This window comes from Umezawaea sp. Da 62-37 (assembly GCF_032460545.1).
Taxonomy (GTDB): Bacteria; Actinomycetota; Actinomycetes; order Mycobacteriales; family Pseudonocardiaceae; genus Umezawaea.
Genome location: NZ_CP135965.1, coordinates 4,590,354 through 4,616,376, shown reverse-complemented (window position 1 = coordinate 4,616,376; position 26,023 = coordinate 4,590,354). Strand labels below are relative to the sequence as shown.

Here is a 26,023-nt window from a genome sequence, read left to right as displayed (position 1 = left end):
CGGTGTCAACGGCCGTCCGAGCCGAGGAATGCCAGCCGAGGAGTGTCCGCGTGCGCGATCTGTCCGGCGTCGTCAAGGCCTATGACGTGCGCGGTGTGGTGGGCGAACAGCTCGACGCCGCCGTCGTCCGCGACCTGGGTGCCGCGTTCGCGCGCTTGGTGGGCGGGCCCACCGTCGTCATCGGCCACGACATGCGCGACTCCTCACCGGAGCTGTCCGCCGCGTTCGCCGACGGCGTGAACGCCCAGGGCGTCGACGTGATCAGCATCGGCCTGGCCAGCACGGACATGCTGTACTTCGCCTCCGGGAAGCTCGACCTGCCCGGCGCGATGTTCACCGCGAGCCACAACCCGGCCCGGTACAACGGCATCAAGCTCTGCCGCGCGGGCGCCTCCCCGGTCGGCCAGGACACCGGTCTGGCGCAGGTCCGCGAGGACGCCGAGCGCGGTGTCCCGGACGCCGAGGGCGTCACGCCCGGCACCCGCTCCGAGCGCGACCTGCTCGCCGACTACGCCGCCTACCTGCTCGACCTGGTCGACCTGTCGGGCTCGCGCCCGCTGAAGGTCGTCGTGGACGCGGGCAACGGCATGGGCGGCTACACGGTGCCAGAGGTGTTCAAGGGCCTGCCGATCGAGATCGTGCCGATGTACTTCGACCTGGACGGCAACTTCCCGAACCACGAGGCCAACCCGCTCGACCCGAAGAACCTGGTCGACCTCCAGGCCAGGGTCGTGGCGGAGAAGGCGGACGCGGGCGTGGCCTTCGACGGCGACGCCGACCGCTGCTTCGTGATCGACGAGCGCGGCGAGCCGGTGTCGCCGAGCGCGATCACCGCCCTGGTCGCGGTGCGCGAGCTGGCCAAGGACCCCGGCGGCACGGTGATCCACAACCTGATCACCTCCAAGGCCGTGCCGGAGATCGTCGCCGAGCACGGCGGCAAGCCGGTCCGCACCCGCGTCGGCCACTCGTTCATCAAGGCCGAGATGGCGACCACGGGCGCGATCTTCGGCGGCGAGCACTCCGCGCACTACTACTTCCGGCAGTTCTGGAACGCCGACACCGGCATGCTGGCCGCGCTGCACGTGCTGGCCGCGCTGGGCGAGCAGGACGGCCCGCTGTCCGAGCTGACCAGCGTGTACGAGCGCTACTCGGCCTCGGGTGAGATCAACTCCACCGTCGCCGACCAGGCCGACCGGATCGCGGCGATCAAGGACGCCTACGGCGCCCGCGACGGCGTCACGTTCGACGAGCTGGACGGTCTCACCGTCGACCTGCACGACGGTTCGTGGTTCAACCTGCGGGCCTCCAACACCGAACCGCTGCTCCGCCTGAACGTGGAAGCCGCCGACTCCGACGCGGTCGCCGCCCTGCGCGACGACGTGCTCGCGATCGTGCGCGGCTGACGAAAGGGAAGACCATGGCCGTACAACTCGACGGCAGGCTGCTGGAGATCCTGGCCTGCCCGTGCCCCGACCACGGGGCCCTGGTGGCGGGCACCGGAACCGATCCGGGGGCCGACTACCTGACGTGCTCGGTGTGCCACCGCTCGTACCCCGTCACCGACGGCATCCCGGTGCTGCTGCTGGACGAGGCCGTCCGGTTCGACACCGACCCGGACCCGACGGCCGGGTGACCCGGCGTGCTCGACGACACACTGCTGGAAGACTCCGCCAGACTCGGTGAGAACGACACCGGCGGCTGGTTGCGGGCGGCCGCGCACGCCGGGGCCCAGGTCCGCGCCACCGCCGAGGTCGCGACGGAGCTGGGCGTGGCCCGGATGTTCGAGGAACGGCCGCGCGCTCTGGTGCTGCTGACCCGTCCGGGTGTGGGCAGCTCGGTGGCGAAGCTGTCCGCCGCGCTGCTCGGACCGGGCTGCCCGGTGCCGGTGGTCGTCGCGGACGAACTGCCGCCGTGGGTCGGCGCGCTGGACGTGGTGCTGGCGCACACCGAGGACCCCGGCGACGCCGTGCTGGCCGAGTCGATCTACCGCGCGGGCCGCCGCGGCGCGCGCGTGCTGCTGACCGCCGAGCCGGACGGTCCGGTGGCCGCTTCGGCCGCGGGCCACGCGCTGCTGATCCCGCCGAGGGTGCCCGTGCCGCAGGGCTTCGGGTTCCCCAGGGCGTTCGGCGGCTGGCTCGTGGCGCTCAACGCGCTGGGCCTGCTCAAGACCGACATCGGGCTGATCGCCGACGAGCTGGACCGCGAGGCCGAGCGCGACCACCCGATGCACGAGTCGTTCGTGAACCCGGCGAAGTCGCTGGCGCTGCGGCTGGCCGACCGCACCCCGCTGCTGTGGGGGCTCGACCACCCGGCGACCGCGGTCGCCGCGCACGGCGCCGCGATGCTGGCGTGCTACGCGGGTGTGGTGAGCGACGTGGCCGGGTACCCCACCGCGTTGACCCGTTCCGTCCTGCACCGCCGCGCCGTCCAGTCCACGTCGGGTGACGACCTGTTCGCGGACCCCGAGGACGAGCCGACCGGGCAGGTGCGGCTGATGCTGCTAGCCGTGCGGCAGGGCCAGGCGGCTGAGTACGCCCGCCGCGCCGCGATGGACACGGTGCCCGGCGTCGACGTGCTGGAACCGGCCGAGGAAGTGACCGGCGGCGACGCGGTGTGCGCGGCACTGCTCGCACTGCGGTTCGAACTGGCCGCGCTCTACCTGGGCCTCGCGGCGGGAACGCTGGGCGGACCGGGTCTGTACGCACCGGCGGTCTGAGGCACGCCGACGAGGGAATGAGCGAGACCGTGGAACTGCTGCACAACGCCATCCGCGCGTACGCGTGGGGCTCGCGCACCTCCATCTCCACACTGCTGGGCAAGGAAGTCCCCGCGCCGCACCCCGAGGCCGAGCTGTGGATGGGCGCCCACCCCGGCGACCCGTCGCGGGTGGTCGGCGAGGACGGGTCGGAGCGGTCGCTGCTCGAACTGCTGGCCACCGAGCCCGGCCGCCAACTGGGGGAGCGGGTCGCGTCCCGGTGGGGCGGCAGGCTGCCGTTCCTGATGAAGGTCCTCGCGGCCGAGGAGGCGCTGAGCCTGCAAGCCCACCCGTCCGCGGCCCAGGCCGCCGAGGGGTTCGCCGCCGAGGAGCGGGCGGGCGTCCCGATGGACGCGCCGATCCGCAACTACAAGGACCCGTCGCCCAAGCCCGAGCTGGTCTGCGCGCTCACCGAGTTCCACGCGCTCGCCGGGTTCCGCGACCCGCACCGCACCGCCGCGCTGCTGCGGTCGCTGGACGCGCCGGACTTCGCGCCGTACGCCGAACTGCTCGCGGCCCAGCCGGACGAGCACGGCCTGCGGGCGCTGTTCACGACGCTGATCACGCTGCCGCAGACCGCGCTGGACCTGCTGCTGCCGCAGGTGCTCGACGCGTGCGTGCTGCACGTCAAGGAGCACGGCGAGTTCGACCTGGAGTGCCGCACGGTCCTGGAGCTCGGAGAGGCCTATCCCGGCGACGCCGGGGTGCTGGCGGCGCTGCTGCTCAACCGGCTGGTGCTCCAGCCGGGCGAGGCCGTCCACCTGCCCGCGGGCAACCTGCACGCGTACCTGCACGGCACCGGCATCGAGATCCTGGGGAACTCGGACAACGTGCTGCGCTGCGGCCTCACGCCCAAGCACGTGGACGTGCCGGAACTGCTGCGGGTGCTGGACTTCGGCTGCGGCGACATGCCCGTGCAGCGCGGCGAGGAGGTCGCCCCCGGCCTCGCGGTGTACCGCACGCCGTCGCACGAGTTCGAACTGTCCAGGTTGGACCTGGCGGCCGACCTGGAGGTCCGGATCGACGACGCGGGCCCCCAGATCCTGATCTGCGTGGACGGCTCGGTCCACGTGCGCGACGGCGTCGGAGGCGGGATCGGGCTGGCCAAGGGGCAGTCCATGTGGCTGGCCGCCGCCGATCCCGCGGTGGTTGTGAAGTCCGCCGACGGGGAACCCGCACTCGTGTTCCGGGCCACCGCCGGGGCCTGAGCCCACCCGGCCGGTTAGGGTTCGGCTCGACAAATCGGACTTCTACCTCACCAGGGGGCGCACGTGTCAGCAGGGGGCGGAAGCAAGGCGATCATCGCCGCGCTGGTGGCCAACGCGGGGATCGCCGCCGCGAAGTTCGTCGGCTTCCTGGTCACCGGGTCGTCGTCGATGCTCGCGGAGTCCGTGCACTCGCTCGCGGACACCTCGAACCAGGGCCTGCTGCTGCTGGGGCAGAAGACGTCGAAGCGGGTCGCGACCCGCAACCACCCGTTCGGCTTCGGCCGCGACCGGTACTTCTACTCGTTCGTCGTCGCGCTGATGCTGTTCTCGCTCGGCTCGGTGTTCGCGCTGTACGAGGGCATCCACAAGCTGGAGGAGCCCGAGCCGCTGTCCTCGCCGATCGTCGCCGTGATCATCCTGGTGGTCGCGATCGGTCTGGAGAGCTACAGCTTCATGACCGCGATCAAGGAGTCGAAGGAGCTCAAGGGCGAGGCGACCTGGTGGCAGTTCATCCGCCAGTCGAAGGTGCCCGAGCTGCCGGTCGTGCTGCTGGAGGACGCGGGCGCGCTCGTCGGCCTGGTGCTCGCGCTGATCGGCGTCGGCCTGGCGACCCTCACCGGCGACCCGGTGTGGGACGCGCTCGGCACGATCTCCATCGGCGCCCTGCTGGGTGTCATCGCGATCATCCTGATCATCGAGATGAAGAGCCTGCTGATCGGCGAGGGCGCGTCGCCCGCCGAGCTGGACGTGCTCGTGGACGAACTGGCCAAGGGCAAGGTGGAGCGGGTCATCCACATCCGCACCCAGTACATCGGCCCCGACGAGCTGCTGGTGGCCGCCAAGATCGCGCTCAACCCCGGCCTGACGGTCGCCCAGACCGCCGAGGCCATCAACGACGCCGAGCTGCGCGTCCGCAACAAGATCCCGGCCGCCCGGCTCATCTACCTGGAGCCGGACCTCGACCGCAGCCTCACCGCGGCCGCGCCGGATTCCGCCATCACCGGGGCCTGATCGCCTGAGCTTGGTTTCCTGACCTGCCCCGGCACGTGGATCCCCAGGGCCTGTTTCCCGGATCTCGTTCGATGGGAGTCGCGCCTGAGGTGGTTCCTGGCGGTGCGGGCGGATGGTCCGCGTACCGCTGTTGTACGTGGGCCATCCGCCCGTGCCCCTGGGGGCCGCGTCAGGCCCGGCTACCGCGGACACGGATCCGGGAAACAGGCCTTATGGTCAAGGGTGGTCAGACACCCTGCGACAGGAGGACCACGTGCCGGGGAACGGGTTGTGGCGCACCAAGTCCATCGAGCAGTCGATCGAGGACACCGACGAGCCGGACACCAAGCTCCGCAAGGACCTGACGTCCTGGGACCTGATGGTGTTCGGCGTCGCCGTCGTGATCGGCGCCGGCATCTTCACCGTGGCGGCGCAGACCGCCGGTGACCTGGCGGGACCGTCGGTCTCGCTGTCGTTCGCGCTCGCCGCCGTCGCCTGCGGCCTTGCGGCGCTCTGCTACGCCGAGTTCGCGTCGACCGTGCCGGTCGCGGGCAGCGCGTACACGTTCTCCTACGCCACCTTCGGCGAGCTGATCGCGTGGATCATCGGCTGGGACCTGGTGCTGGAGTTCGCGGTCGGCTCGGCCGCCGTCGCCAAGGGCTGGTCCTCCTACCTCCAGGTCGTGCTCGGGCAGATCGGGCTGGAGGCGAAGACCACCGTCGCGATCGGCTCGGTCGACCTCGACTGGGGCGCCGTCCTGCTGGTCGTGGCGCTGACCACGGTGCTCGTGCTGGGCACCAAGCTGTCGTCGCGGGTCAGCCAGGTCATCACCGCGATCAAGGTGCTGGTGGTGCTGCTGGTCATCGTGGTCGGCATCGGCTACATCAAGGTGTCGAACTACAGCCCGTACATCCCGCCCGCCCAGACCGGCGGCACCGGTGTCGGCTCCGGCGGGCTGGAGCAGTCGCTGCTCTCGTTGATCACCGGTCAGGAGGGGAGCACCTTCGGCGCCTACGGGATGCTCGCCGCCGCGTCCCTGGTGTTCTTCGCGTTCATCGGCTTCGACGTCGTCGCGACCGCCGCCGAGGAGACCCGCAACCCGCAGCGCGACCTCCCGCGGGGCATCATCGGCTCGTTGGTCATCGTGACCGTGCTGTACGTGGCGGTGGCGCTGGTGATCACCGGCATGGTGCCGTACACCGAGCTGAAGACCTCCGACGACGGCACGCCCGCCAACCTCGCCACCGCGTTCGCGAACCTCGGTGTCGACTGGGCGGCCAACATCATCTCGGTCGGCGCCCTCGCGGGCCTCACCACCGTCGTCATGGTCCTCATGCTCGGCCAGACCAGGGTCCTGTTCGCCATGTCCCGCGACGGCCTCCTCCCGCGCGGCCTCGCGAAGACCGGCAGGCACGGAACCCCGACCAAGGTCACCCTGCTGGTCGGCGCGCTCGTCGCGCTCGCCTCCGGTCTGTTCCCCGCGGGCAAGCTCGCCGAGATGGTCAACGTCGGCACCCTGTTCGCCTTCATGCTCGTCTCGGCGGGCGTCCTGATCCTCCGGAAGACCCGGCCCGACCTGCCCCGCGGCTTCCGCACGCCGCTCGTGCCGCTGGTCCCGATCCTCGCCATCCTGGCGTGCCTGTGGCTGATGCTGAACCTCACCGCGCTGACGTGGGTGCGGTTCGTCATCTGGATGGTCGTCGGCGTCGTCGTGTACTTCGCCTACGGCCGCGCCCACTCCGTCCTGGCCACCCGCGACCGGACCGGCGACCCGGTCGCGAAACCGGACGAGCGCGGCTGAACCGGCGGTGCGGTCGGCTCTCGGCGGGAGCCGACCGCACCGGTCAGCCGTCCACCCCCGAGACGATGCCGTCGATCGCCACGACGACCTGCGGGACCGGGATGCGGGCGGCGATGTCCCTCGCGGTCCCCAGCCTGGCGCGGACGTTGTCGGTCAGCGGCGCGGACAGCGCGGCCTCGACCTCGGCCACCAGCAGCGTCCCGTCCGGACGGTCGAGGTCGTGCGCCTCGACCGCCCGGACGATCAGCGCCCGCAACGCCTGGAGTTCGGTCGAGGTCCCTGGGTCGACCTGCCGGTGTCCGGGCTGGTCGGTGGTCCGGACGGTGTCGGCCTGCTGTCGATCGGTCTTGGATTCGGCCATCCGCGGTGTCGACCTCCGGGGTGGGTTTCTTGGGGGCGCCACCTTGTCGGCGGCGGTCGACATCCCGTTACCGCCCACGGCCCCCGACGCGCGAAGTTGCACCGTTCGGACGCCACCGCCCGTTCCGTACGATCCCGGCCATGCAGTTCGACCTCGCCGCCGCCCTTGCCCCCGCCCTGCACGACCGCGAAACCGCCTGGACGTTCATCCGCGACTTCGCGGCCACCTGGTCGGTCCCTCTCGGGCCCGACGACGGCGACGACGAGGCCGAACTCGACGCGGCCGAGGCGCGGCTGGGGCTGGAGCTGCCGCGAGCGGTGCGCGAGGCCTACCGCCTCTTCGGGCGGCGCGCGGACCTGACCCGCAACCAGGACCGGCTGCTGGCGCCGGGGAAGCTGTTCGTCGACCGCGGCACCCTGGTCTTCCGCGAGGAGAACCAGGGGGCCGCCCACTGGGGCCTGCCGCTGGAACTGCTCGACCACGACGACCCGCCGGTCACGATGTGGATGAGCCTCGCCGACCCCGAAGCCGACCCGGTGACCCCGTGGCTCGACCGCTTCTCGGTCGCCTGCGTGGAGATGGTGCTCAGCGAGTCGCTGTTCGAGCCGGAGGAACTGACCGACTGCATGGACCTCACCGAGGACGAGGCGGCGGCGCTGGAAACCCACGGCACACCGCTACCGCTGCCGGACTACCCGGCGGGCGCGACCGACACGCGGTGGTTCACCGCCCCCGACCTGGTGATGCGCACGCACTCCATGCGCTGGGCCTGGGTGCGGGCCCGCAACCAGGAGGCGCTGGACGCGTTCGTCACCGCGCCCGTGGAGTGGCTTCGTGGGTAACGTCGTGTCTTGGGCTTCCGGGGCGAGCACTCCGCCGCGCTCCTTCGTGAGGAGTACGCCTGCCAGGGGTTTCAGCGCTCACGGGTAACGGGCGCGCGGGTCGACTCCGCGTGGTCGGCTCCCGCGGAGAGCCGACCACACCGGTCAGGCCTCGACGAAGATCACGCGCGAGCTGGGCTGGGAGCCGGTGATCACGTTCGAGAGGGGCATGCGGGAGACGGTGCGCTGGTACGCCGACAACCGGGCCTGGTGGGAGCCGCTGCGCGACCGCTCGCCCGTCGTCGAGAGCGCCTGGTCGGAGTGACAGCAGGAGCGGGTCGCACCGGTCAGGGGTGGGGTACCGGTGCGACCCGCTCGTGCTCTCGGACAGGCGGTCCCGGCGTCCGCTCAGGGGGGAGTTCGCGGACGCCGGGGACCGACCCCTTGGCTACTTGGTCGACCCCGCCAGCACGCCCTGGACGAAGTACCGCTGGAACGCGAGGAACACGCCCAGCGGGACGATCATCGAGAGGAACGCGCCCGACGACAGCAGGTCGATGTTGGTGCCGAACTGGCGCAGCTGGCCGCGCAGCACGACGGTGATCGGCGCGGAGTCCTGGTCGGCGAACACCAGCGCCACCAGGAGGTCGTTCCACACCCACAGGAACTCGAAGATCGCGAGCGACGCGATGGCGGGCTTCCCGATGGGCAGCACCACCTTCGCGAAGATCACCCATTCCCGCGCGCCGTCCATCCTGGCGGCCTCGATGAGGTCGCGGGGGATGCCGGTGAAGAAGTTGCGCAGCAGGAAGATCGCGAACGGCAGGCCGAACGCGACGTGGAACAGCACCACGCCGGTGATCGTCCCGAACAGGCCGACCGCGCCGAACAGCCTGGCGACCGGGATCAGCGCGACCTGGACGGGCATCACCAGCAGGCCGACGACGATCGTCGTGGCCCAGCCGCGGCCGGGGAACTCGATCCACGACAGGGCGTACGCGGCGAGCGCCGAGATGACGACGACCAGGACGGTCGACGGCACGGTGATGAGAACGGTGTTGAGGAACGATTTCAGCACCGTCTGGTTGACCGCAAGGCCCTCGTAGTTCTCCAGGGTCAGCTGCGCGGGCTTGGTGAAGATCGTCCACCAGCCGCCCGCGTTGTTGTCGGTCTCGTCGCGGAACGACGACACCAGCAGGCCGAACACCGGCATGAGCCAGAAGAGCGCGACGACCGCCAGCACCACCTGCACGGTGCCGTCGCCGAGCCTGCCGACCAGCCGGGAGGCGAGGCCGCGGCGCGGTGACCCGGACACCACGACCTCCACGATCCGGACCTCCTCCGGCGCGTCCACCGCGGTCATGACTGCTCCCGTTTGAACCGGCGGATGTTGAAGACCATCGCGGGTGCGACGAGCAGGAACAGCAGCACCGCCAGCGCGCTGCCGACACCCTGGTCGCCGCCGGTGCCGAACGACACCTGCCACATCTGCAGCGCCACCACGTTCGCCTCCTCCTGCGAGGACCCCGGCGGGATGACCAGCACCAGCTCGAAGATCTTCAGCACGTTGATCACCAGCGTCACGAACACGACCAGCAGCACCGGCATCAGCAGGGGCACGGTGACCCGCCGGAACACCTGCACCTCGGTGGCCCCGTCGACGCGCGCGGCCTCGAGGGCGTCGCGCGGGATCGCGGACAGGCCCGCGGCGATGAACGTGATCGCGAACCCGGTCATGATCCAGATCCACGACGAGATGATCACCGGGGTGATCAGCGACGGGCCGAGCCAGGTGAGGCCGCGGAACGGCAGTTCGAAGTTCTCCGCGGGCAGCCGCAGCTGGTAACTCCCGTCGGGCAGGCCGGGGAAGGTGAACCGGCCGTCGTCACCGGAGGTGGTGCGCCCGAAGACCTCGCCGTCCCCGACCGCCTCGACCGAGATCCGCGGCAGGCCCTTCTCCGCGCCGTCGAGCTGGTTCGGCCGTCCGCCCACGGAGACGTCCAGCCACACCACGCCGCGCAGCTCGCCGGAACCCGCCGTCGGGGCGGTGGCCCCGCTCGCGCCCTCGGGCACCTGGGCGGGCGCGAAACCCACCAGCGGCACGGTGACCGCGCTGCCCGGCCGGAACGACTCGCCGCTCACGAAGCCCTCGGGCGTCGCGGTGAACGGCGCGCCGTCGCGCGGGCGGGCGCCGGGGTAGGACGACGACGGCGAGAACAGGTCGTGCACGCCGACCGCGGCCGCGTTCACCACGCCCAGGTCCGGGTCCTCGTCGTACACCAGCCGGAAGATGATGCCGGAGGCGAACAGCGAGATCGCCATCGGCATGAACAGCACGAGCCGGAAAGCGGTTGCCCACCTGATCCGCTCGGTGAGCACGGCGAGGACCAGCCCGAGCCCGGTGACCGCCACCGGCGCCACCACGACCCAGATCACGTTGTTCTTGAACGCGGTCAGCGTCCGGCGGTCGGTGAACGTGTCCACGTAGTTGCCCACCCCGACGAACTCGTCGCCGGTGCGGTCGAAGAAGCTGCGGACGAGCGAGTACACCAGCGGGTAGAGCACCAGCGCCGCCAGCACGAGCACGGCGGGCAGCAGGAACAGCGCGGCGAGCTTCGGCGACCGGCCCATCGACGGGTCGTCGACGACCTGCCCCTCGGGTCGCCGCCCGCCGCCGCGGGCGCCGGGAGCGCCCGCGGGGGTGGTGTCGGTGACCGTCATGTCATTTCCCGAACGACTTGGCGGCGTTCTCCTCGAGGCGGGCCAGCGCGCCGTCGAGGTCGGCCGGGGTGGCCAGGAAGTCCTGGAGGTCCTTCCACTCGCCGCCGCCCTTGGTGCCGCCGAAGGCGGACGGGGCGAGGTCGGACATGTCGAACCGCACGTTGTCACCGGCGTCGACGAGCTGCCCGGCCAGTTCGCGGGTCACGTCGTCGGGGTAGGCGTCGGGGGCGATGTCCTTGTTGGGGGACAGGTAGCCGCCGAGTTCGGCCCAGACGGTGCCCGCTTCCGGCGAGGCGAGGAACTCCATCAGCGCCTTGGTGACCGCGTCGTCCTTGAGCGCGACGGCGACGTCACCACCGGCCACGACGGCGGGCTTGCTGCCGCCGATGGAGGGGAACGGGAAGAACTTGGCGTCCTCGCCGACCTTCGCCTTGGTGTTCGCGGTGATGACGCCCGCGACGAAGTCGGCCTCGAACACCATGGCCGCCTTGGGCTCGTCGCCGAAGACGTTGATGACGGACTTGGGGAACTCGGTCTGCAGCGCGCCGGGGGCGCCGCCCGCGATCAGCCGCTGGTCGCCGAACAGCTGGCCCAGCACCTCGAGCGCCTTCTTGACCGACGGGTCGGTCCACGGGATCTCGTGCTTGCTCAGCTTGTCGTAGTTCTCCGGGCCCGCGCTGCGCAGGTAGACGTTCTCGAACCAGTCGGTGAGCGTCCACCCGTCGGCGCCCGCGACGGAGACCGCCGCCTGGCCGGTGTCCACGACGGCCTTGCCGGTGGTGATGAACTCGTCCCACGTGGCGGGCACCTTGGCGCCGACCATGTCGAAGGCCTTCTGGCTGTACCAGACCGCGGACTTGTTGGCGGTCTTGAAGTACACGCCGTAGAGCTTGCCGTCGACGCTGCCGAGCTCCTTCCAGATCGACGCGCTGTGCTCCGCCACGGCCTTCTCGACCTCGGCGGACAACGGCTTGAGCGACCCGGCCCCGGCGAGCTGGGCCAGCAGGCCGGGCTGGGCGATCATGGCGACGCTGGGTGGCGCGCCGCCTTGGAGTCTGGTCTGCAACAGGGTCGGGAGCTCGTCGCCCGCGGGCGTGTAGGTCACCTCGGCGCCGGTCTTCGACTCGAAGGCCTCCAGCACCTTCTCGAACTGCTTCTGCTCGTCGCTGGTCCAGGGGCCGATGACCTCCGCGGTCTGTCCCTTGAGGTCGGCCCCCGACCCGGAGGTGCCCGCCGGGGCACCGGTTCCGCCGGACGAGCAGGCGGCTGTGGCGCTGACCATCGCGGCGGCGGCGAGCACACCGGACAACTTGTTCAGCCTCATCGCTGATCTCCTGACCTGTTCCAGATGGACGACCCGGTCTTCGGGTCGAAGAAGTGCAGCCGCGACGTGTCGACCCAGGCCGCTACGGGCTGGCCCTCGTAGATGCGGGTGCGGGGGCTGAACCGCCCGACCACGACGGTGCCCTTGCCCTTGGTGGGCGACGGCAGGTCGTCGGTGCCCGCGTCGAGCGCGAGTTCCCTGGTGTCCTCGGTGACGGCGGGCTCGGCGTCGATGGGGAAGTGCACCAGCACGTCGGATCCCATGGCCTCGACGAGGTCGGCGACCGAGTGCAGGAGTTGTCCCTCCTGCGCGTCGGCGAGCGCGACGTCCTCCATGTCCTCCGGGCGGATGCCCAGCACGACGTCCTCGCCGACGTGGTCGGCGAGCGCGGGCCGTTGGTGCAGAACGCTTTCCGGCAGCAGCAGCGCGTCGGAGTTCAGCGCGACCCAGTACCGGCCCTCGGCGTCCCTGTCGAGGCGGGTGGTCACCAGGTTCATGCCGGGGGAGCCGATGAAGCCCGCGACGAACAGGTTGACCGGCCGGTCGTAGAGCTCCTGCGGCGGCCCGACCTGTTGCAGGACACCGCGCTTCATCACCGCGACCCGGTCGCCCAGCGTCATGGCCTCGGTCTGGTCGTGCGTGACGTACACCGTCGTGACGCCCAGGTCCCGCTGCACCCTGGCGATCTGGGCCCGCATCTGGACCCGCAGCTTCGCGTCGAGGTTCGACAGCGGCTCGTCCATCAGGAAGACCTGCGGCTCGCGGACGATCGCGCGGCCCATGGCGACGCGCTGCCGCTGGCCGCCGGAGAGGGCGCGCGGCTTGCGGTCCAGGTGTTCCTGGAGTTCCAGGACTTCCGCGACCTCGCGCACCCGGCGCTCGATCTCCTTCTTCGGCAGCTTGCGCAGCGCGAGGCCGAACCCGATGTTCTCGCGGACGTCGAGGTGCGGGTACAGGGCGTAGGACTGGAACACCATCGCCACGTCGCGATCGCGCGACGGCACGCCGTTGACCACCTTCTCACCGATGCGGATCGTGCCCTCGCTGATGTGCTCGAGGCCCGCGATCATCCGCAGCGCGGTGGTCTTCCCGCAGCCCGAAGGGCCGACCAGCACGAGGAACTCCCCGTCGCGGATCTCCAGGTTGAGGTCGTCGACGGCGCGCGTGCCGTCCCCGTACACCTTGCCCAGCCCGGTCAGTACGACTTCTGCCACGACCAACTCCTCGCAGGCGATCAAGCCCTGCCACGGTGATCCGGAACACGACGGCCCGGTGCGAAGACCGTAGGTGGCACTCGCCTAAGGGAGCATTAAGGCGTCGGCACAATCGGCATAAGTCCGCAACCCGCGGACAATGGCACCGCAACACGAACACTCGCCCGGCACGCCGTTCCCTGCCTACTGTTGCCCCATGCCGAAGGTGCTCGTGGTCGAGGACGACCCCGTTGTCCAAGCCGCGCTGGTGCACGCGCTCACCGAGTTGGGGCACGTGGTGCAGGCGGTGGGCACGGCGGTGGCCGCGCTGCGCGAGGCGGCCAACCAGGAGATCGACCTGGTGCTGCTCGACCTCGGGCTGCCCGATCTCGACGGGGTGGCCGCGCTGCGGATGCTGCGCGGGGTCAGCAACGTGCCGGTGATCGTCGCGACCGCGCGCGGCGCCGAGAGCTCGATCGTGTCGGCGCTGGACGCGGGCGCCGACGACTACGTGGTGAAACCGTTCTCCAGCGAGCACCTGGCGGCGCGGATCAACGCGCTGCTGCGCCGCACCGGTCCCGACCGCCCGAAGCCGGACGTCGGCGACGTGCTGGTGGTGGGCGAGCTGCGGGTGGACGTGGGGCAGCGGGAGGCCCGGCTGGCCGGGCGGGTGCTGGCGCTGAGCAGGCGCGAGTTCGACCTGCTTGCCTACCTGGCGCGGCGGCCGTCGAAGGTGATCACCCGCCGCGAGTTGATCCAGGCGGTGTGGGGCCACCCGCACGTGGGCGACGACAAGACGATCGACGTGCACGCGTCCTGGCTGCGCCGCAAGCTCGGCGAGACCGCCGCCGACCCGAAGTACCTGCACACCGTGCGGGGTGTCGGCCTCAAGCTGTCGCCGCCGGGATGAGGGGCCTGGTCACCAGGGCGCTGGCCGTGGCCGCGACCCTGGCGGCGGCGCTCGTGCTCGTCACGGCCGTCGTGCTGACCGCGCTGGACGCGCGGGACCGCGCGCGGACCGCCGACGACGCCGAGCGGTCGGCCATCGTGGCCGTGCTGTCGGTGACCACCGACGCCGACACCCTCCGCGCCGCGCTGGCCCGCACGAAGGCGGGTTCCGAAGGCAGGCTGGCCGTCCGCCTCGGCGACGGCCGGACGATCGGCGTCGGCGGCGACCACCCGGACCCGTCGACCGACGAGCATGTACCGACCGCCTCCGGTGGCACCGCGATCGTGTCGATCACCGCCCCGGCCCCGGTCGTGACGCGCGGGCTCGTGCTGGAGATCGCCCTCCTGCTGTTGCTCGCCGGACTGGGCGCCACCGCGGCGGTGGCGCTCGGCCGCCGGATGGTCACGCCCGCGCTGGACGCCGTGCGCGTCCTCTCGGACACCGCGGAGGAGATCGGCCGCCACGACGTGAACGTGCGCATCAGGCTCACCGGTCCCGCCGAGCTGGTCGCGCTGGCCGACGCGATCAACGCCGCCGCCGACCGCACGGGCAGGCTGCTGGCCAAGGAGCGGGAGATGATCGCCGACGTCTCCCACCGCCTGCGCACCCCGTTGACCGCGCTGCGCCTGGACGCCGAGTCGATCGGCTCGGGCCCGGTCGCCGAGCGGATCCGCCGGGCCGTGACGAGCATGGAGCACGACGTCGACCGGATCATCCAGTCGGTGCACCACACGCCCGGCGACTTCCCGCGCACCTGCGACGTGGGCGCGGTCGTGCGGTCGCGCATGGTGTTCTGGACCGCGTACGCCGACGACCAGGGGCGGCTGTGCGATGTGGACCTGCCCTACGAGCCCGCGCCGGTCGAGCTGTCGGCGGAGGGGCTTGGCGCGGTCGTGGACGCCTTGATGGACAACGTCTTCCACCACACCCCACCGTCCACCGAGGTCGGTGTCGCCGTGGTCAGCCACGCGGGCTGGATCACGCTCGTCGTGGACGACGCGGGTCCCGGCGTCGCAGATCCCGAGGCCGCGCTGCTGCGGGGCGCCAGCGGTCGCGGGTCCACCGGTCTGGGGCTCGACATCGCGCGGGCCGCGGTCGAGAGCACCGGCGGCACCATCCACGTCGAACGCGGAAAGCTCGGCGGCGCCCGGATCCGGCTGCGCTTCGCCGAGGCGGACAGCCACCACGAGCGGGAAAACCCGCGGGCGTGGCGGTTGTGGGGCAAGCGCCACTGACCCCGGACGTCAGGGGCCGTGCGTCTCCGAGGGCTGCGGCCGCGTCGGCTTGAACACGGGCATGGCCTGGCGGGCCGACGGCAGCGACGGCATGAACCCGCCGGGCGCCTCGTCCGGCGCGTCGGCCCGCGTCAGCCCGGCCGCGATCGCCACCGCCCGGTCCCACTCCGGGTCCGACGTGTAGTCCGCGTGCCCGCACACCCCGGAGGCCCACCGCCGTCCGGGGAACGGCCCCCGCTGCGGGTCCGGCAGCCAGTGGTCCCCGCCCAGCACCAGCGCGCCGTTGGGTCCGCGCAACGCCGGGGGCAGCGCCCCCTCCGTCCCGTCGGGCAGGTAGCCCACCCCGAGCAGCATCCCGTCGAACACCTGCCGACCCCACGTCGTCACGGCCCCGCCCAGCGGATCCGTCCCCCGGCACAGCGCCCGCCAGCGCCCCTCCAGGCCACCGGACAGCGCGACCAGCGAGCTGTGCGGCACGACGGCGGGGAACGCCCTCGGGTACGCCCACTGCAACTGCGACCCCGCGGTCAGCAGCCCGACGCGCTCCCGGTCCTCCGGCGGCAGCACCTCCAGCAGCCGGGCGACGGCCACAGCCGCCAGCAGGCTGCCCTGGCTGTGCCCGGTCAGCACCACCCGCGTGCCCCGGTCCCGCAGGTGCTCGCGGGTGCGCGCGACCAGTTCCGGCACGACCTTCAGCGCGTAGCACGGCGGCACGACGGGATGGGCCTCGCGCGGCCAGAACGACGCGATGTCGGCCATGATCCCCAGCCTCCGCCCGGACTGCGGGCGGCGGGCGGCCAACCAGACCGCGCGCAGCAGCGTGACCGCGAGCAGGCCCAGCACCAGCACGCCGAACGTGGAGAACGGCCTGGTCCACGCGGCGGGCTCGATCCGGCGCAGCCGCAGCGCGGTGGCCGGGATGGCGCCCGCGACGAGCACGGCCGCGACGACCAGCAGCACGTGGTGGCTGTGGTTGCGCTCCCACCGGGCCCACCACCACGCCCGCGACGCCTGCTTGACGTCGCGCGCCCGGCCGGAGTGCAGCAGCGACGCCTCGCGCGCCCACTCCTTGCCGCGGCGCAGCGAACTCCAGCGGACCATGCCCGTGGTCGCGGCGATCACCGTGCCCGCCACCAGCCCGAGCACCCCCGCCACCCCCCAGAGCAGGGTGATGTAGCCGTAGCCGATGGGCAGCGGCAGGTTCCCGCCGAGCAGCCACCGGGCGGTCAGCGCGACCCCCGCGCCGAAACCGCCGCCGAGCAGGCCCGCGACGACCAGCACCGGCGCGGCCATCCAGCCGCCCGCCCACGGCCGCAGCTCGCGGGGGAGCGAGGACCAGGTGCGGCGGGCCAGCAGCGCGGCGGGCGCGAGCAGGAGGCCGATCAGCGCGCACACCAGCACCAGCAGGGCGGCGAGGACCTGCACGCCGACGTCGACACCGGGCATCCGCGGCGGCATCCGGTCGAGCAGGCACGCCGCGAGCAGGAACAGCAGCGTGGCCGCGGCCGTCAAGGCCTGGCGGGGGCGGCGGCCGAGCGCGGCGCGCAGCCAGCGGCCGCCGCGGTGCGGGGCGCCGCCGGTCGGGTCGTCCAGCAGCATCGTCCCGAGCGCGGCGAGGCCGATCAGCAGCAGTCCGAGCGCCCACGCGGCGGTGATCGCCACGCCGTGCGCGCCGGGCGCGACCAGCGGTCCGAGGGGGCCGCCGAGCGCGATCACGGTGATGGCGCCCAGCGCCGCGACGATGTGCAGGGAGCGCAGCGCCGGGGTGTCCGGGTCGGTGGCGATGTGCGTTCCGGGCAAGCCGGTGATGGTGGGTTCGCCCTCGGCGTCGAGCGGTTCCGGCCTGTCGATCCGCCAGTCCACAGTGGACAGACGGGCGAGCACGAGGATCATCAGCGCGATCGGGGCGAGCCCGACGGCCGTCCGCACCCACGGCACCGCGCGCACCGACGCGGGCACCACGTCGGCCAGGCACGCCGACCCCGGCGCGAGGCACTGAGCGGCGACCAGGTCCAGCGTCACGACCGCCGTCTGCGCCACCAGCAGCACGGTGAGCAGCAGCGCGGCCAGCCGCAGCAGCGACCGCAGCCCGATGCCGAGCAGGTGCGCGGGCGTGCTGCGCTCGGGCACCGGCGGCAGCATCCAGTGCGCCATGTTCGCCAGGCTGAACGGGAACAGCACCGCCCAGGTCGCCTTCGACCAGCCGCCGGACGTCATCGCGCCCCACACGTACCCCTCGACCACGCGGGTGATCGGACGGCCCTCGGCCTGGAGCACCGGCCCCGGCCCCGGCCTGCGCAGTCGGTCCGCGGGCCGCACGATCCGCCCGAGCCCGTCACCGGCCACGTCCACCGCGGCCACCGCGTCCACGAGCGATTGCGGGGTCGTGCCCTGCACGCCGTGCACCCGCAACTCGACAACCCGTGTGTCGGGGCCTGGAATGAGCATGGTCGATCCTTACTGCAGCTCCGCGTGGTGAGGTCGAACAGCCATAGTGGGCCATCGGCCACCCGATCACGGCGAACGGACCGGCCCGGCGTGGCGGCGGTAGGGTCGATTGACCCGTTAGTGCTGCTGTGGAGGGAACCGAATGACTGCCGACATCGAGGCCGCGAGGCTCGAAACACGCAACGGGCTGGACTTCGCCGTTGCCGATCTCTCGCTCGCCGAGTTCGGCCGCAAGGAGATCCGGCTGGCCGAGCACGAGATGCCCGGCCTGATGGCCCTGCGCCGCGAGTACGCCGAGGTCTACCCGCTCAAGGGTGCCCGCGTGTCCGGCTCCCTGCACATGACCGTGCAGACCGCCGTCCTCATCGAGACCCTCGTCTCGCTGGGCGCCGAGGTCCGCTGGGCGTCCTGCAACATCTTCTCCACCCAGGACCACGCCGCCGCGGCCGTCGTGCTCGGCCCGAACGGCACCGCCGAGGAGCCCAAGGGCGTCCCGGTGTTCGCCTGGAAGGGCGAGACCCTGCCGGAGTACTGGTGGGCCACCGAGAAGATGCTGACCTGGCCCGACGGCGGCCCGAACATGGTCCTGGACGACGGCTGCGACGCCACGATGCTCGTCCACAACGGCGTGCAGTACGAGAAGGCCGGTGTCGTCCCCGCCGACGACGAGAACGACTCGGACGAGTGGAAGGTCGTGCTCCAGACGCTGCGCGCCTCGCTCGCGGCGGACTCCTCCAAGTGGACCAAGATCGCCGAGGGCATCCGCGGCGTGACCGAGGAGACCACCACCGGCGTCATGCGCCTCTACCAGCTGGCCGCGGCGGGCACGCTGCTGTTCCCGGCGATCAACGTCAACGACGCGGTCACCAAGTCGAAGTTCGACAACCGGTACGGCATCCGGCACTCGCTGATCGACGGCATCAACCGCGGCACCGACGTCCTCATCGGCGGCAAGGTGGCCGTGGTCTGCGGTTACGGCGACGTCGGCAAGGGCGCGGCGGAGTCGCTGCGCGGCCAGGGCGCCCGCGTGATCATCACCGAGATCGACCCGATCTGCGCGCTCCAGGCGGCGATGGACGGCTACGACGTCAAGCGCCTGGAGTCGGTGCTGGAGATCGCCGACCTCGTCATCACGACGACCGGCAACAAGGACGTCGTCACCGCCGAGCACATGGCGTCGATGAAGCACCAGTCGATCCTCGGCAACATCGGCCACTTCGACAACGAGCTGGACATGGCGGGCCTTGCCCGCTACCCCGGCGTCAAGAAGATCAACATCAAGCCGCAGGTCGACGAGTGGGTCTTCCCCACCGGCAAGTCGATCATCGTGCTGTCCGAGGGCCGGCTGCTGAACCTGGGCAACGCCACCGGGCACCCGAGCTTCGTGATGTCGAACTCGTTCTCCAACCAGGTGATCGCGCAGATCGAGCTGTTCACCAAGCACCAGGAGTACGACAAGGAGGTGTACCGGCTGCCGAAGATCCACGACGAGAAGGTGGCGCGGATCCACCTGGCGGCGCTGGGCGGGGAGTTGACGCAGCTGTCGAAGGAGCAGGCGGAGTACATCGACGTGGACGTGGAGGGGCCGTACAAGTCGGAGCACTACCGGTACTGAGGTGGTGGAGGGGGCGTCTCGGGTGGGGCGCCCCTTTGGGGGTTGTTGGTGGGGGCGGCCTTTGTTTCTCGAAACCGGGTATGGGTGCCTTGTTCCTCGAAACCGGGTGTCGGTGGCCGCCGTTCTCCGGGTTCGGCCGATGTGACTTGTGCCCCCTTTTTCGGCCCTCGGCGGTCTAAAAGAGCAGGTGGTGAAGCTCCTGCCCGCCGCCGAAAGTGCAGGGCCGAAACCCCAAGTCACATCGGCCGAACAGATGCGGGCGCGCTCGGTTTTGCGCTTTCGGGAAGTTGTCCCGGTCCTGCTGGTTCTACTGGTCGTGCTGGTCCTGCCTGTTCCTAGTTCCATTCCACGGAGATGCCGGCGGTGCCGGGGCCGACGTTGCAGAAGTAGGCGCTGACGACGCCGCCCAGGCCGCAGACCAGTTCGTCGACGTCCACGGGGGTGGCGAGGAGGCCGCTGCGGAATTGTTTGGCGCAGCGTGCGGGTAGGGCGCGGCGGTGGAAGCCCATTTGCACCAGGTAGCTGGGGCAGGGGTCGCGGAAGGTGCGGTGGTGGCCAGGGGTGGGGCCGCCGGTTTCGTCGATGACGGTGTAGCTGAAGACGTGTTCCTCGCCCTCGGCGAGTCTGCGGTCGAAGAGGAGTTCGACGGCCATTCCGCGTGATGCCGCCTGCCTGCGCAGCCTGCCCTGTCGGCAGCCCTCGCCGGGGCGGATGGTGGCCTCGTCTATTCGGCTGCCCTCGTCGCCTTGGTGGACGGCCAGGTAGCGGTCGGGGCCGCCGCGCAGGGCGCGGACGACCAGGCGGGTGGTCACGGCGCGTTGTTCGTGGGAGCCGCCGATGAGGATGGCGTCGTGCACGTTGAGCATTTCCAGGTCGGCGTTGGAGCGGCTGGACTCGGGGATGGCGTCGAATTCGGCCAGCAATGGTGCAGTGTCGGCCCAGGCCGTCGCGAGTTCGGTGAACGCGGACGGGGACGCGCGTTGGGTGTGCGTGGAGTGGCGGGGGCCGATGAGGGCGATCAGCGATTCGGGCGGCAGTTTCAGGACGGTTTCCAGTGCGCGCACGGTCGGGATGGCCCTGGGGACCTCCGGGTGGCGCAGGCCGCGTTGCCAGTAGCTCAGCGTCGACTGGCCGACCCGCACACCGAGCTGCTCGATGTGCGCGCGCAGCCTGGCGAGCGACAGCCCCCGGTGCGCGATGGCGTCGCGCAGGGCCCGGTGGAACGGTCCGTAGCGCAGCGTTTCGGCCAGTGAGGCGGGCAGTCCTCCGGTCGGGGGGCCGGTCGGCTCGGCAGCCGGACCGGCGTGCCCGAAGTCCGCGGTCACCGCGGCACCACCTTCCGCACGCCGAAGTGTTGGTTCACCGTAGTCACTCGATCCGGTGACCGGAAGATCTTGTTTCACCCATGTGGGTTACCCGCTTGCTCTGGACCCCGAACGGACGTACGTCGCGGTGAACCAGTGGCTAAGGTGGCCGGCGTGGGAAAGCTGGTGGTGATCGAGGGGCTGGACGGTTCGGGCAAGCGCACCTTGGCCGGGGTGATGACGAGGCAGCTGGTCGAGCGGGGTGCGCGGGTGACGAGTCGTGCGTTCCCGCGCTACGGCGAGAGCGTGCACGCGGACCTCGTGCGCGAGGCGCTGCACGGGCGGCTCGGGGACCTCACCGACTCGGTGTACGCGATGGCGGTGCTCTACGCGCTCGACCGGCAGGGTGCCGCGACCGCGATCCGGGCGGACCTCGCGACCCACGACGTGGTGCTGCTGGACCGGTACGTGGCGTCCAACGCCGCCTACGGCGCGGCGCGGCTGCACGAGGACGCGGGCGGGCGGTTCGTCGAGTGGGTGCGCGCCCTGGAGTCGGACCGGTTCGGGCTGCCGTCGCCGGACCTCCAGTTGCTGCTGCGGGTGCCGACGGCGGTCGCGGCCGACCGCGCGGCCCGGCGCGAGGAGACCGAGGCCGATCGGGCGCGCGACCTGTACGAGGCGGACCGCGATCTCCAGCAGCGGTGCTCGGAGGTCTACGACGGGCTGGCCACGAGCGGGTGGCTCGGGCCGTGGGAAGTGCTCGACGACACCTCGGACGTGAAGATCTCGGCCCTCCTCGACCGGCTTTTCAGTCGCTAGCGATCACGCTCCGTGCATACCGTTTGCCCGGCGTGGACGTGCCCTTCTAGGCCGTAAGAGTGGGTTTTCTCGGCCGAATCGGTAGTTTCGGTAACGAAAAGTGAGCGCGCCGCGTATTAGTTCCAGACAACCGCTCAGCGGCTCTGACAGGGCGAGGTGGCCTGGTGGAACGACAGCATCAGCTGGTTACGGATCGAACCCGCGCGACGACCAGCAGCGATGATCGCTGGGCGGTGCGCGAACGGCAGGCCGTCAGTGCGACGATGTTCGCCATGAAGGCACGTGTGCTGGTGGTGGACGACGACCCCGCGTTGGCGGAGATGCTGACCATCGTCCTGAGGGGCGAGGGCTTCGACACCGCGGTTGTGGCCGACGGCGCTCGGGCACTGCCCGCGCTGCGCGAGCTCAAGCCAGACCTGGTCCTGCTCGACCTCATGCTCCCCGGCATGAACGGCATCGACGTCTGCAAGGCGATCCGCTCGGAGTCGGGCGTACCGATCGTGATGCTGACGGCGAAGAGCGACACCGTGGACGTGGTGCTGGGACTCGAGTCCGGCGCCGACGACTACGTGGTCAAGCCGTTCAAGCCGAAGGAGCTGGTCGCGCGGATCCGGGCGCGGCTCAGGCGCACCGAGAACGAGCCCGCGGAGACGCTGGCGATCGGTGACCTGAGCATCGACGTCCCCGGTCACGAGGTGTTGCGGGAGGGCAGGCCGATCCAGCTCACGCCGCTGGAGTTCGACCTGCTGGTGGCGCTGGCGCGCAAGCCGCGCCAGGTGTTCACCAGGGAGGTGCTGCTCGAACAGGTGTGGGGCTACCGGCACGCAGCCGACACCCGCCTGGTCAACGTGCACGTCCAGCGCCTGCGCTCGAAGGTGGAGCGGGACCCGGAGCACCCGGAGGTCGTGCTGACCGTCCGCGGGGTCGGGTACAAGGCCGGTCCGCCGTGACGGCGCGGGAGTACCGGGGATGACCTTGCGCACGCGGCTGCTCCGCCCCGTCGCCCGCAGACTGCGGCGAGGTGTGGAGCAGGCGCGCAAGCGGTGGCTCGCGTTCGGCGAGCTGTGGCGGCGGTCGTTGCAGCTGCGGGTGGTGGTGAGCACCCTCGCGCTGTCCTCGGCCGTCGTCTTCGTGCTGGGCATGGTGCTGCAGATGCAGATCACCAACCAGCTGCTGGAGACCAAGACGAACGCGGCGATCCAGCAGGCCAAGGCCAGCGCGGCCGTGGTGCAGCCGGACCTGCTGGGGCTCAACCCCGGTCCGGACAGCGTGCGCTCGCGCTTCCTCAGCGCCGTGAACAAGATCAACACCGCCAGCTCGGGCCAGGACGTGGCGAGTTCGGGCGCGGGCGCCTTCGAGCCGGTGTTCGACGACGCGGGCAACAACGGCGCGGACGGCAAGCCCGCCACCGTCGGGCCCGTCCAGGACGTGCCCGCCGGTCTGGCGAAGATGGTGCAGGGCGGGTTCTCCGGCAGCCAGATCACCACCGTGGACCGCGAGACGGGCCGCACGACGCTGCTCGTCGTCGGCATCCCGGTCAGCAGCTCCGCCCGCGCCATGCAGCTCTACCTGCTGTTCCCGCTGACCAGCGAGCAGGCCACCGCCGCGGTCGTGCAGAACACCCTCGTCGTCGGCGGCCTCGTGCTGCTCCTGCTGCTCGCGGTGATCGCGAACCTGGTGACCAGGCAGGTCGTCCGGCCGGTCCGGCAGGCCGCCGAGGTCGCGGAGCGGTTCGCCGACGGCAGCCTCGACGAGCGGATGATCGTGGTCGGCGAGGACGACGTCGCCCGGCTCGCCCAGTCGTACAACGAGATGGCCGAGAGCATCCAGGAGCAGATCCGGCAGCTGGAGGACTTCGGCCAGCTCCAGCGCCGGTTCACCTCGGACGTGTCGCACGAGCTGCGCACCCCGCTGACCACGGTCCGGATGGCCGCCGACGTGCTGCACGCCTCGCGCGAGCAGTTCCCCGGCGGCCTGGCGAGGTCGACGGAACTGCTCGTCGACGAGCTGGACCGGTTCGAGTCGCTGCTCGGCGACCTGCTGGAGATCAGCAAGCTGGACGCGGGCGTCGAGGAGCTGGCGGCGGACCCGGTGGACGTCCGGGTGCTCGCCCGGCGCGCGCGCGACGCGGTCCGCGCCATCGCCACCGGCAACGGCACCACGATCGTCATGGACATGCCCGACCACGAGGTCACCGCGGAGCTGGACTCCCGCCGCGTGGAGCGGATCCTGCGCAACCTGCTGGCCAACGCGGTCGACCACGGCGAGGGCCTGCCGGTCGAGTTGACCGTGCGCGGCGACGGCAACGCGGTCGCGATCACCGTTCGGGACCACGGCGTCGGCCTGCGCGCGGGCGAGGCGGAACTGGTGTTCAACCGGTTCTGGCGCGCGGACCCGTCGCGCAACCGGCGCACCGGCGGCACCGGGCTCGGCCTGTCGATCAGCCTGGAGGACGCGCGGCTGCACGGCGGCTGGCTGGAGGCCTGGGGCGAACGCGGCTACGGCGCGGTGTTCCGGCTGACCCTGCCGTGCACGCACGGCCACGGGATCGCCACCAGCCCGCTGCCGCTGCGACCGGCGGACCTGCCGACGCTGGAGGCCGCCGTCGAGGAGCCCGAGGAGTCGCCGGAGGAGGTCGAGCCGCCGCAGTCGGAGTTCACCTGGCAGCCCGCCCAGCCGGTCACCGGGATCGAGTCGCCCGAACGGGAGGAGGTCGGATGAGCGCGCGCCGCCTGCTGCCGCTGCTGGTCGTGCTGCTCGCCCTGACCGGGTGCGCGGCGATCCCGACGCAGACGAACCCGAAGCCGCTGGGCCCGTCCTCCTCGCGGCAGGCCACCGTCGAGGCGCCCGAGCCGGAGAAGGACCTCGACGCGCTGAACCTCGTGCGCGAGTTCATCGTGGCGTCGGCCAGCCCCGAGAGCGACTACGCGGCGGCGCAGGCCTACCTGACGCCCGACGCGCGCAAGGCGTGGGTCAACAAGGGCACGCCCACGATCATCGACAACATCTTCGGCACCGTGCCCACCCCCGGTGACAGCGACCTGCCCGCGGACGCCAAGGAGCGGACGGTCATCCTCCAGGGCCGCAACGTCGGCAGGCTGGAACCCGACGACAGCTCGTTCCAGCAGCAGTCCGGCGACCTCAACGTGCCGGTGCGGGTGCAGCGCGACGACAAGGGGCAGTGGCGCATCTCCGAGCCGCCACCCGGCGTCTACGTGACGGTCGCCGACTTCCAGCGCAACTACCAGCGGGTCACGCTGTTCTTCTACAACAAGGACCGCAACGTCCTGGTGCCCGACCCGAGGTTCGTCGTCGTGCCGCCCGCCAGCGGGATCCCGCAGCGGGTCACCGAACTGCTGGTGAAGGGCCCGTCGAGCCGGATGCGCGGCGCGCTGTTCAGCGAGCTCGGGCCGAACGCGGGCATCAACAAGGACACCAGGGAGGCCGACGACGGCGCGCTGGAGGTCGACCTCACCAGGCTCGGCGACCCCAGCCCCGCGGCCCGCAAGAGGATCGCCGCGCAGGTCGTGCGCTCGCTCCTGGGCGTGACCAGCAGCCGGATCCGGGTGCTGCTCGACGGCGCCGTGATCTCCTCCGAGCTGCGGGACTGGCGGCAGAACGACATCCAGTCCGGCGAGGCGCTGATCACCCCGACCGCCGAGGAGCGCGGGATGGTCGCCAGCGGCGGCAAGCTGCTGTCGCTGGCCGACGGCGAGCAGGTCAAGGGCCCCGTGGGCACCGGCGAGTACAACGTCGTGAGCGGTTCGCAGTCGCTGGACGGCTCGCAGCTGGCCGTGGTGAGCAGGATCGGGCCGGACGCGGTGCGCATGCGCGTCGGGGCGGCCGCGGAGCCGTTGCGCGAGGTCGAGCTGCCCGCGAAGACCATGACCCGGCCGACGTGGCTGCTCGGCAACACGGTCGGCCAGCCCGGCACCGAGGTGTGGACGGTCGTCGACGGCGCGACCGTGGCGCGCGTGGTCCGGTCGGAGGGCGGGGGCCTGACCTCGCCGCCGATCAACTCCGCCGACCTCGCCCCGTTCGGCCCGATCAGCGAGATGCGGCTGTCCAGGGACGGCACCAGGGTCGCCTGCGTGATCGACGGGACCCTGATCGTCGCGTCCGTGGTGCGCGGCGAGGACTCCTCGGTCGCGCTGCGATCCCCGCAGAAGCTCCAGTCCAGCCTGCTCGGCAACAACGTGCTCTCGGTCGACTGGCTCGCCCAGGACGTGCTGGTGGCCAGCACGTCGCTGTCGTCGAACCCGGTCGTGCGGGTCAACATCGACGGTCTGAAGGTCGAGCGCTACAACACCTCGAACCTGACGGCCCCGGTCACGTCCGTCGCCGCCGCCCCCGGCCGCCCGGTCATGGCCGTGGACCACACCGGCCTGTGGAGCGCGAGCGAGGTCGGCGACGTGTGGCGCGGGAGCCAGGTCAAGCCCGACCCCGACGCCTTCGTCTTCTACCCCGGCTAGGGACTGC

Annotated in this window: 21 protein-coding genes; 14 read left to right on the top strand and 7 right to left on the bottom strand. The window is 71.5% G+C overall.

Translation table 11 applies throughout. From position 1 onward, the window contains the following. Positions 1–50: 50 nt before the first annotated feature. From RM788_RS20670 to RM788_RS20645, 6 genes are all read left to right on the top strand, one after another. Positions 51–1,403 carry a phosphomannomutase/phosphoglucomutase gene (locus RM788_RS20670; protein WP_315933355.1) on the top strand — a complete coding sequence of 451 codons (1,353 nt, stop codon included), beginning with the start codon at positions 51–53 and terminating at the stop codon, positions 1,401–1,403. 14 nt (positions 1,404–1,417) lie between these two features. Beyond that, positions 1,418–1,633, top strand: a complete 216-nt coding sequence (locus RM788_RS20665; RefSeq protein WP_315933354.1) for a Trm112 family protein — start codon at positions 1,418–1,420, stop codon at positions 1,631–1,633. A gap of 6 nt (positions 1,634–1,639) precedes the next feature. After that, positions 1,640–2,716, top strand: coding sequence for an SIS domain-containing protein (locus tag RM788_RS20660; protein ID WP_315933353.1), 1,077 nt, complete (start codon positions 1,640–1,642; stop codon positions 2,714–2,716). Positions 2,717–2,745: 29 nt separating this feature from the next. After that, entirely contained in the window at positions 2,746–3,963 is a 1,218-nt protein-coding gene (gene manA, locus RM788_RS20655; RefSeq protein ID WP_315934692.1) for a mannose-6-phosphate isomerase, class I, read from the top strand. 63 nt (positions 3,964–4,026) lie between these two features. Further along, positions 4,027–4,974, top strand: coding sequence for a cation diffusion facilitator family transporter (locus tag RM788_RS20650; RefSeq protein WP_315933352.1), 948 nt, complete (start codon positions 4,027–4,029; stop codon positions 4,972–4,974). Positions 4,975–5,227: 253 nt separating this feature from the next. Beyond that, the gene (locus RM788_RS20645; protein WP_315933351.1) at positions 5,228–6,754 is read left to right on the top strand and encodes an amino acid permease; all 1,527 of its coding nucleotides are present in this window, start codon (positions 5,228–5,230) and stop codon (positions 6,752–6,754) included. 43 nt (positions 6,755–6,797) lie between these two features. Here RM788_RS20645 and RM788_RS20640 read toward each other — a convergent pair whose 3' ends face one another. Further along, on the bottom strand, positions 6,798–7,115 hold the full coding sequence (locus RM788_RS20640; RefSeq protein ID WP_315933350.1) for a hypothetical protein: 318 nt from the start codon (positions 7,113–7,115) through the stop codon (positions 6,798–6,800). 140 nt (positions 7,116–7,255) lie between these two features. Here RM788_RS20640 and RM788_RS20635 point away from each other — a divergent pair, with 140 nt between their 5' ends. After that, the gene (locus RM788_RS20635; protein WP_315933349.1) at positions 7,256–7,957 is read left to right on the top strand and encodes a hypothetical protein; all 702 of its coding nucleotides are present in this window, start codon (positions 7,256–7,258) and stop codon (positions 7,955–7,957) included. A gap of 427 nt (positions 7,958–8,384) precedes the next feature. Here the strand turns inward: RM788_RS20635 and RM788_RS20630 are convergent, their stop codons facing one another. The 4 genes from RM788_RS20630 to RM788_RS20615 are packed head-to-tail and all read right to left on the bottom strand — an operon-like array spanning position 8,385 to position 13,195. Next, a complete protein-coding gene (locus RM788_RS20630; RefSeq protein ID WP_315933348.1) occupies positions 8,385–9,299 on the bottom strand; it encodes a carbohydrate ABC transporter permease in 915 nt (304 codons plus the stop codon). Next, positions 9,296–10,657, bottom strand: coding sequence for an ABC transporter permease subunit (locus RM788_RS20625; protein WP_315933347.1), 1,362 nt, complete (start codon positions 10,655–10,657; stop codon positions 9,296–9,298). Before RM788_RS20625 ends, RM788_RS20630 begins: the two co-directional genes overlap by 4 nt. 1 nt (position 10,658) lies before the next feature. After that, positions 10,659–11,981 (bottom strand): ABC transporter substrate-binding protein, encoded by a 1,323-nt coding sequence (locus RM788_RS20620; protein WP_315933346.1) that lies wholly within the window; start codon positions 11,979–11,981, stop codon positions 10,659–10,661. Further along, positions 11,978–13,195 (bottom strand): ABC transporter ATP-binding protein, encoded by a 1,218-nt coding sequence (locus RM788_RS20615; protein ID WP_315933345.1) that lies wholly within the window; start codon positions 13,193–13,195, stop codon positions 11,978–11,980. The genes RM788_RS20620 and RM788_RS20615 overlap by 4 nt, the downstream gene beginning before the upstream one ends. A 196-nt stretch (positions 13,196–13,391) precedes the next feature. On the opposite strand from RM788_RS20615, the gene RM788_RS20610 reads away from it, so the two are divergent. Then, positions 13,392–14,084: a response regulator transcription factor gene (locus tag RM788_RS20610; protein ID WP_315933344.1), complete on the top strand. Its 693-nt coding sequence runs from the start codon at positions 13,392–13,394 to the stop codon at positions 14,082–14,084. Further along, positions 14,081–15,358 carry a sensor histidine kinase gene (locus tag RM788_RS20605; RefSeq protein ID WP_315933343.1) on the top strand — a complete coding sequence of 426 codons (1,278 nt, stop codon included), beginning with the start codon at positions 14,081–14,083 and terminating at the stop codon, positions 15,356–15,358. Before RM788_RS20610 ends, RM788_RS20605 begins: the two co-directional genes overlap by 4 nt. Before the next feature lie 9 nt (positions 15,359–15,367). On the opposite strand, the gene RM788_RS20600 is transcribed toward RM788_RS20605, so the two are convergent. Beyond that, entirely contained in the window at positions 15,368–17,806 is a 2,439-nt protein-coding gene (locus tag RM788_RS20600; protein WP_315933342.1) for a hypothetical protein, read from the bottom strand. 142 nt (positions 17,807–17,948) lie between these two features. Here RM788_RS20600 and ahcY point away from each other — a divergent pair, with 142 nt between their 5' ends. After that, positions 17,949–19,421 carry an adenosylhomocysteinase gene (ahcY, locus tag RM788_RS20595; protein WP_315933341.1) on the top strand — a complete coding sequence of 491 codons (1,473 nt, stop codon included), beginning with the start codon at positions 17,949–17,951 and terminating at the stop codon, positions 19,419–19,421. A gap of 335 nt (positions 19,422–19,756) precedes the next feature. Here the strand turns inward: ahcY and RM788_RS20590 are convergent, their stop codons facing one another. Next, positions 19,757–20,746, bottom strand: coding sequence for a helix-turn-helix domain-containing protein (locus RM788_RS20590; RefSeq protein ID WP_315933340.1), 990 nt, complete (start codon positions 20,744–20,746; stop codon positions 19,757–19,759). A gap of 153 nt (positions 20,747–20,899) precedes the next feature. Between RM788_RS20590 and RM788_RS20585 the strand changes: the two genes are divergently transcribed. From RM788_RS20585 to RM788_RS20570, 4 genes are all read left to right on the top strand, one after another. Continuing rightward, complete coding sequence (locus tag RM788_RS20585) at positions 20,900–21,544, top strand: dTMP kinase (protein ID WP_315933339.1); 645 nt, start codon at positions 20,900–20,902, stop codon at positions 21,542–21,544. A gap of 272 nt (positions 21,545–21,816) precedes the next feature. After that, on the top strand, positions 21,817–22,494 hold the full coding sequence (mtrA, locus tag RM788_RS20580) for an MtrAB system response regulator MtrA (protein WP_106187587.1): 678 nt from the start codon (positions 21,817–21,819) through the stop codon (positions 22,492–22,494). Positions 22,495–22,513: 19 nt separating this feature from the next. Continuing rightward, the gene (mtrB, locus tag RM788_RS20575) at positions 22,514–24,265 is read left to right on the top strand and encodes an MtrAB system histidine kinase MtrB (RefSeq protein ID WP_315933338.1); all 1,752 of its coding nucleotides are present in this window, start codon (positions 22,514–22,516) and stop codon (positions 24,263–24,265) included. Next, positions 24,262–26,016, top strand: coding sequence for an LpqB family beta-propeller domain-containing protein (locus RM788_RS20570; RefSeq protein ID WP_315933337.1), 1,755 nt, complete (start codon positions 24,262–24,264; stop codon positions 26,014–26,016). The genes mtrB and RM788_RS20570 overlap by 4 nt, the downstream gene beginning before the upstream one ends. Positions 26,017–26,023: the final 7 nt, after the last annotated feature.